This is a genomic window from Chitiniphilus eburneus, from assembly GCF_005048205.1.
Taxonomy (GTDB): Bacteria; Pseudomonadota; Gammaproteobacteria; order Burkholderiales; family Chitinibacteraceae; genus Chitiniphilus; species Chitiniphilus eburneus.
The window spans coordinates 102,862-109,904 of the sequence record NZ_SUMF01000010.1 but is presented as its reverse complement, the minus strand read 5'-3'; the positions used below and the strand labels follow the sequence as shown (position 1 = coordinate 109,904).

Annotated in this window: 5 protein-coding genes; 2 read left to right on the top strand and 3 right to left on the bottom strand. The window is 65.6% G+C overall.

What is annotated here, in order from left to right:
- Nucleotides 1-805: 805 nt before the first annotated feature.
- The 3 genes from FAZ21_RS10945 to tssC form a co-directional block, all read right to left on the bottom strand.
- The gene (locus FAZ21_RS10945) at nt 806-1,192 is read right to left on the bottom strand and encodes a GPW/gp25 family protein (RefSeq protein WP_136773483.1); all 387 of its coding nucleotides are present in this window, start codon (nt 1,190-1,192) and stop codon (nt 806-808) included.
- Between the two features lie 115 nt (nt 1,193-1,307).
- Nucleotides 1,308-1,874, bottom strand: coding sequence for an Hcp family type VI secretion system effector (locus FAZ21_RS10940; protein ID WP_136773482.1), 567 nt, complete (start codon nt 1,872-1,874; stop codon nt 1,308-1,310).
- Nucleotides 1,875-1,892: 18 nt separating this feature from the next.
- Complete coding sequence (tssC, locus tag FAZ21_RS10935) at nt 1,893-3,911, bottom strand: type VI secretion system contractile sheath large subunit (RefSeq protein ID WP_136773481.1); 2,019 nt, start codon at nt 3,909-3,911, stop codon at nt 1,893-1,895.
- 738 nt (nt 3,912-4,649) lie between these two features.
- Here tssC and FAZ21_RS10930 point away from each other — a divergent pair.
- Nucleotides 4,650-5,564 carry a hypothetical protein gene (locus FAZ21_RS10930; RefSeq protein ID WP_136773480.1) on the top strand — a complete coding sequence of 305 codons (915 nt, stop codon included), beginning with the start codon at nt 4,650-4,652 and terminating at the stop codon, nt 5,562-5,564.
- A 180-nt stretch (nt 5,565-5,744) separates the two neighbouring features.
- A complete protein-coding gene (locus FAZ21_RS20575) occupies nt 5,745-6,944 on the top strand; it encodes a hypothetical protein (protein WP_211243436.1) in 1,200 nt (399 codons plus the stop codon).
- Nucleotides 6,945-7,043 lie beyond the last annotated feature (99 nt).

Here is a 7,043-nt window from a genome sequence, read left to right as displayed (position 1 = left end):
GCCCTTAGCGGCCGGGCGGGCCGGTTCATTTCTTTTGCGTGGCCAAAAGAAACGAACCAAAGAAAAGGCCACCCGCGCTTTGCGCCCCTCCGGGGTGCCCTCAGTCGGTCGGGAGCCTAGGGTCTCCCTCCACTTCCTCGGCGCCTGCGTAACGGGGGGAAAAACTGTTGGGTGCAAAGAACGTGGATCAGCAAACGAGTTTGAGGTTTGCTCAGAGCAACCCCCTGCGGTGCTATTTGTCCGCAGGCACTGGCACGCGTCACTCTTCTCCTTCAAGGAGAGGGGCCGGGGGTGAGGATGGGCTACCGGGTCCCCTTCAGAAGCGCCGAGAGGAAGACAAGCGGGCGGGAATTCGGCGAGGACTGTCTGAGCGAGCGCAGCGAGCGAGTTCCGCAGCCACCGCTCGATTGTCTGGAGCGAGGGCACCCCGGCTTGCCGGGGTGCGGATGCAGGTGACCGCCAAAGCTTAGCGGCTTGCCGCTTAGCGACGCGCCATGCAGAGCGAAGCGTCGCTCGGCCTTTTCTTTGGTTCGTTTCTTTTGGCGAAGCAAAAGAAATGAACCGGCCCGCACGGCCGCTAAGGGCATCAATCAACCCGCGCCGCAAGGCGCTAACAATCGCCTTTGCAGTTGCGTTTGCAGTCGCAACCGCAGCAACCGCGGCCCCCAGCAACACTCCACGCGCACCAACGCCGGCCCTTTCGACAGGGCCGTCGCCAAACAGCGGTGCAGTGCGCATGGACAGATTCATGGTCTCTACCGTTCTCAAAAAAGGCCGCGCCCGAGCGCATAGGCGTTCATGCGGTTCAATGCTGCGGCAACGCAAAATGAAACAGATGGGCCTGGCCGCTATCGGCCAGGATGCCGCTCACCGCCAGCCGCCACGGATGCAGCGCGTCGTGCGGCACGGGCTCCACGTTCACCACCACATCGCTCAGACGCGGCTCGTACTCGGCAATCAATTGCGCCAGTCGCACGCCATAGCGCTCCAACTGGCTGCGGCTGTTCAACGCCAGATCGGCCACATGCTCGATGCCGAAATCCAGCAACCCCACCCGATCGCCCGTCACCCAGGCGCGGGTGGATACCAGCCGCCCGATCTGCGCCGCCACGGCGGCGGCGGGATCGAAGGGCTCGGTGTAGCCGCCGGGCAAAACCGGCTCGCCGACCAGACGCTCGAAAAGGAATCTCATGGCGGAACTCCGTTCCTGGTGAGGCGTGAGGAGTGAGGGGTAAAACCAACGGCGGAAAAGCAGGGGTTGCGTTGCCGTTACCCCTCCCCCCCTCACTCCTCACCAGCCTTTTTCGCTAGTCCGTGAACTGACCAATCGGGCGGTTGCGCGCGATACTCCAGCCGGCCGACAGATTGCCGGCGGTGGTGGTATCGGCCTTCTGCACCGTGTAGGTCCACAGAATCTCGGTGAACGACAGCTTGAACTGCTCGGTGGGCATGTCGTCCGGGTGCGACTGGAACTGGATCTCGCTGATGATCGCGTCACGCAATGCGATGGTCAGGATGTTCGCCGTCTTGTCGCCCGAGTTGCGCGCGATGTAGAGCTTGGTCGGCTGGTCCTTGCCCTTGCCCAGTGGCTGGGCGCGCAGGCAGTACTCGAAGAACTTCACCGAGGTCTTGTCCACGTATTTCACGCAGGTGAATTCGGTGATGATCGGCCGGCCGGAAGTCCGCGCGGAGTTGCTGACATCGGTGGTGATCTGCTGCTTCATGCCCTGGTGGATCGACACCAGTTCCAGGCACTTGCCCAGGTCCAGCACTTCGTCGCGCCACTCGTTGTCGATCAGGCTGCCGCCGTTGTCCCAACTGTTGTCGCCGCCGAAGATGTCGGAGTCGCCCGGTTGTAAAAGAATCAGGTCCATGTCGGTTCCTTCCCTGGATTACTTCGGCAGATTCGCCACCAGGCGAATCGACGTGGTCAGCTCTTCGAGCTGGAAATGGGGCTTGAGGAAGACCGTGGCGCGGTAGGCGCCCGGTTCGCCCGGCACCTCGGTCACGACAACGCTGGCCTGGCGCAGCGGGTAGCTGGCCTTCACCTCCTGCGTGGCGTTGTCGTCCAGCAGCACGTATTGCGCGATCCAGGTATTGAGGAACGACTCGACGTTGCCACGGGTGAGGAAGGTGCCGATCTTGTCGCGCATGATCACCTTGATGTAATGCGCGAACCGGCTGGCGGCGAGGATGTACGGCAGCATCGCCGAGATGCGCGCGTTGGCGTTGGCATCGTCGGTGATGTACTTCTTCGGCAGGTTGGTGGTCTGTCCGCCGAAGAACGCCGCCTTGCCCGCGCCCTTGCAATGGCACAGCGCGATGAAGCCCAGGTCGTTCAGCTCCTTTTCGCGGCGGTCGGTGATCGAGACCTCGGTCGGGCAGAACAGCTCGCGCGTGCCGGCGTCGGTGTCGAACACGTATTGCGGCAGCCCTTCCACCAGGCCGCCACCTTCCACGCCACGAATCGCCGCGGTCCAGCTATACAGCGCGAAGGCGTTGGTGATGCGCTCGGCCAGCACGTAGGCGGCGTTGCCCCACAGGAACTTGCGGTTGTCCTGCGCGGCCACGTCCTCGGCGAAGTTGATGCCTTCGGCCGGCAGCGTCTTTTCGCCATAGGGCAGGCGCAGCAGCACGTGCGGCAGCACCAGCGAGACATAGCGCGAATCTTCGAGCTGGCGGAATTCGCGCCATTCGCCCAGGTCGGCGCCTTCGAAGATCTTGGCCAGATCGCGCGGCTTGGCCAGCTTGTCGTAGCCATCCAGGCCGAACAGGCGCGGGTCGGCGGCGGCCAGGAACGGCGCGTGCGCGGCGGCGGCCACTTCGGTGATCTTGCGCAGGAAGCGGATATCCTCGCCCGCGCCGCCGAATTCGTAGCCCCCCAGCAGCAGGCTGTAGGGCGCGCCACCGTAGGTGCCGTATTCGGCTTCGTAGATCAGCTTGAAGATGGTGCTCTGGTCGAATTCGACCGCCTTTTCCATGTCCTTCAGCAGTTCCTGCCGCGTGGCGTTGAACACGCGCAGCTTGAGCATGGTGCCGGTTTCGGTGCGCGAGACCAGATAGAACATGCCGCGCCAGGTGGCTTCGATGGTCTGGAAATTCTCGGCATGCATGATTGCCGACAACTGGCGGGACAACGCGGCGTCGATCTCGCCCACGCGGGCATCGATCAGCGCGGTGGCGCCCCGGGTGACCTGGAAGTCCGGATCGGCCTTGAGCTTGTCGTTCAGTGGCGCCACCACTTCGGCGACGAAGCGGCCGACCAGGATCTGGGCGGCTTCCTTCTCTTCCGGCGTGGATTGATCGTTGACCCAGCGGCCCAGCAGCTTGGCATCCACTTCGGCGGTGGGGTCGAGCGACGGCGTCACCGCCGCGGCCTTCCACTTATCCGCGCCATCGGCCGGCACGTAGGTGGCCACCAGCTTGTCGCGCAGCGCGCCACCGGTGGCGGGCACGGTCACGGCATCCAGCAGCGCGGCCAGCACGTCGTCGGTTTCGGAGCGCGCCTGCACCATGCGGATTTCGGTGCGCGCCACGTAGCGCTCGTTCAGCAGCGGTACGGCGGTGACGATGTTCAGCGGCTCGAAATCGTCGAGCGTCTTGAACACGATGGCGCCGGACAACTTGCCGGGCGGATCGGACAGCACGTCGTCCACGCCCGACAGTTTGACGCGCGGCGCCGCCGTCTTGAGCACGTCGTTGAAGTTGTCACGGTCGATATCGACCATGGTGCGTTCCTTCAACGGCGGGAAGTTCTCCGGATCCTCGCGGTCGGCGGAGAGGTCGGCGAACACCCCCACGATGAAGGGCAGCTCACGTTTCTCGATCGCCCCCCCGGTCTCCACGTCGTAGGTGATGCGCACCCGCGGCGGCCGTATCCGCAGCAGGCGCTTCTGAATGCTTTCGGTCATCTTGAACCTCGCTGTATCAGCAAAAGAAGTTGCTTGGAGCCCCCCGCCCCGCGTGGCACGGGCCGGCTCCCCGTCGCGGCGATCTCGACGGTGCGCGCCCCCGGCCGCCGATCCGTGGATCGAACGGCCCGCACACCAGGGCCCCGCGCCGGCGACGACCGTGGCGCGGCCAGCGTTCAGCCACGTTTTGGTCCTCCCCGGCCCCTGGACTGGGCATCGCACCAGTCGAGCGCCGGGATCGTCCGCCCGGGGAGTGGTTAACAAGAGGCGTGCCAGGCTGGGTATTTTTTACAACTCATTGATTTTCAAGATTTTTCTCATAGAGAACCCCGCCAATGCGGGAGCATTTCCACCCATGGCGCCCCCATGCGACAGCGGCGTGCGGCCAGGCGCCGCGCGGCCCGTGGGCCAGCTGGGGCAATTTCCACCTACCGGGACAGAAAGCACCCGCCGGGGTGCGGCAAGGTGATGCATGCGAGGTGACGCCATGGCGTCGGTGGCGCCTTATCCGCCGCCAGTGCCGTGCGAGCAGCGAACCACCGCCCCGATCTGGTGCATGCCAGGTCGGGGTGGTCTTTTTTCCGGCCCACCGTTTTTGAAGAGTTATCCCATAGGCAACCGCCCGTCCCTGCGGAGAATTTCATTCAGATACCCGGCCATGCGCGCGCTGCCGGGGCATAGCGACCGGCTTGTCCGGTCTGGCATCCACCGGGCCATGGCCCATGTGGAGAGATCGAGATGAAAATCACCACCCTGTTGATTCCGCTGGCACTGGCTGGCGTGCTGGTGCATTGCGGTAGCGGCGTCAGCCGCACCCAGGCATCGGCGCCGGCATTGCCCACCATCCGCCCCATCGGCCAGGCGACCACGCCCATCACCCCTTTCCCCACGCCCCCCGCCGGCTGGCTGCTGCATGGCGGCGCGCAGGGCAGTGCGCTATTCGGCACCGTGGCCGGCGATTTCGTCAGCGAAGGCAGCGACGCCTGCCCGGTGTTGCCGGTGGCGCTGGATATCCGCCCCACCGACGGCGTGCTGCTGGGTATGAGCGCCGACCGCCGCCTGTTGGCCATCGCACCGGCGCAGGGCCGTTGCGAACCGCTACCGCTGGGTGAGGTGGGCGAGGCGCTGGCGCGGCTGGCATTGCCGGTGCGCGGCTTCGCGGTGAACGACGATGGCTTGTTCGCGGTGCTGCTGGCCGATGGACAGCAAGGTCGGCTGGTGACCTTCAAGCCGGGCGATCGGGCATTGCGCTCCGATCTGACGCTGTGGGCACAGACGCCGGGGCAGGCGGAGCGCCACGCCGTGGCGTTCGGCATCGATTTCAAGACCAGCGACAGCCGCCAGTTGGTGGTGCTGTCGCGCCGCGACGCGCGCGAGACCGCGCACGTGATCACTTATCGCGCCGACGGCAGCTTTGCCTATAGCGCGCCCGCAAGTGCGCTCAAGCATGGCGGCGGCGTGCACGACGGCGACATCGCCATTGTCGGCAACGCGCTGTACCTGCGTACCGGCCACCACGGCGCGGTACCCGGCACCATCGAGGAATACGACCTGGATAGCTTCACCTGGCGCGACTATCGCGGTGGCACCGGCGCACTGCCGCTGGCCGACCGCCATGTCACCGGCCCGGCGCTGGCGGTGCGATTTCCCTGAAGCCCATCCCCACCAAAGGTATGGCCACCGCGTTAAAGCCCTCCGAAATGGCCACTTTGTTGCCATGCATCAACCAGCACCCGGATGCCAGGGGAATGATGAAAGCAGATATCCCATCACGACATCCCGTCGCCGGTGTCCGTGCCGACCCAGCCTGATTCGATGGAGCGCCGACCTCTCATGAAACGCCACCACCGCTTTACTCCCACCCTGCTCAGCCTGGCGCTGTTTGCCGCGCTTGGCCTGGCCTCCTGCGGGGGCGACGGCGACAGCCCGCAACCGCCGCCGCCGACCACCACGCCAACCAGCGGCCCCACGACCACGCCGACGCAGGAACCGACGCCCACGTCGGCACCGACACCGACGCAGGAACCGACGCCCACCACAGCCCCAACGCCGACGCAGGAACCGACGCCCACCTCAGCCCCAACGCCGACGCAGGAACCGACACCCACCTCAGCCCCCACGCCGACGACGGTACCGACGCCCACGCCGACGCCTTCCCATCCCGCGCCCGCCAATGTCTGGGTCAGCTACAGCGCCGAGCCGGGCCGGGGCACGCAGATGTACAACGTCGAGACCGGCGTCTGGATGGGCGAGGGCCTGGACAATTGCCCCGACAAGCCGGTGGCCATGGATGTCCGCCCCGCCGACGGCATGCTGATGGGCATGAGCCTCAACCGCAGGCTGATGATCATCGACACCGTGAGCGGCCTGTGCCAGAACATCCCGCTGGGCCCGTTGGAAACGGCCATGAATAGTCAGGATGTGCGCGGCTTCGCGGTGAATGCCGCCGGCGTCCATGCGGTGCTGCTGGATGACGGCGGCTACGGCCGGCTGGTGACCTTCAAGCTGAGCAGTACCGGGCTGGAAACCGACCTCACGCTCTGGACCACGAGCGTCACCGCGGTGGATAACACATCCATCGCCTATGCCATCGACTTCAAGACCGGCGATGGCGCCAGCACCCCGCAGATCGAGAACAACAAGCTGATCATTCTCACGCGGGCGAGCACGGGGCAGCCGCTGGATCGCTCCCATGTGCTGATCTTCGATAGCGACGGCAGGAAGACCGCCGAGGAGCGCGGCTGGTACGTGTCCGGCGCGGGGGCGTTGCCGCACACCGGGGACATCGTGGTCCAGTACCTGCACGACCCGCAGTCTGGCACCAACGGCGATCAGATCTACACCCGTGGCGGCTGGACATCGAACGCCCCCGGACGCATCCAGCAGTACGCCTACACCCCGACGGGGGGCATGCTGTTCTACACCGGCAGCTACACGTATCCGGGTGGCCTGATCCATTTCGGCACCGATCTTTACCTGCAAGGCACCGAATCCCTGACCGGCGCGCTGGCACTGCGTCACCAGGCGCCATGAACCCGCATCCTCCGCGCGCCGCATCGGCCATCCGCGGCAACCCGCTTGCCGCATCGGCGCCAGCGCTAGTCCACCCGTCGCGGCCTTGCCGGCGGGTGG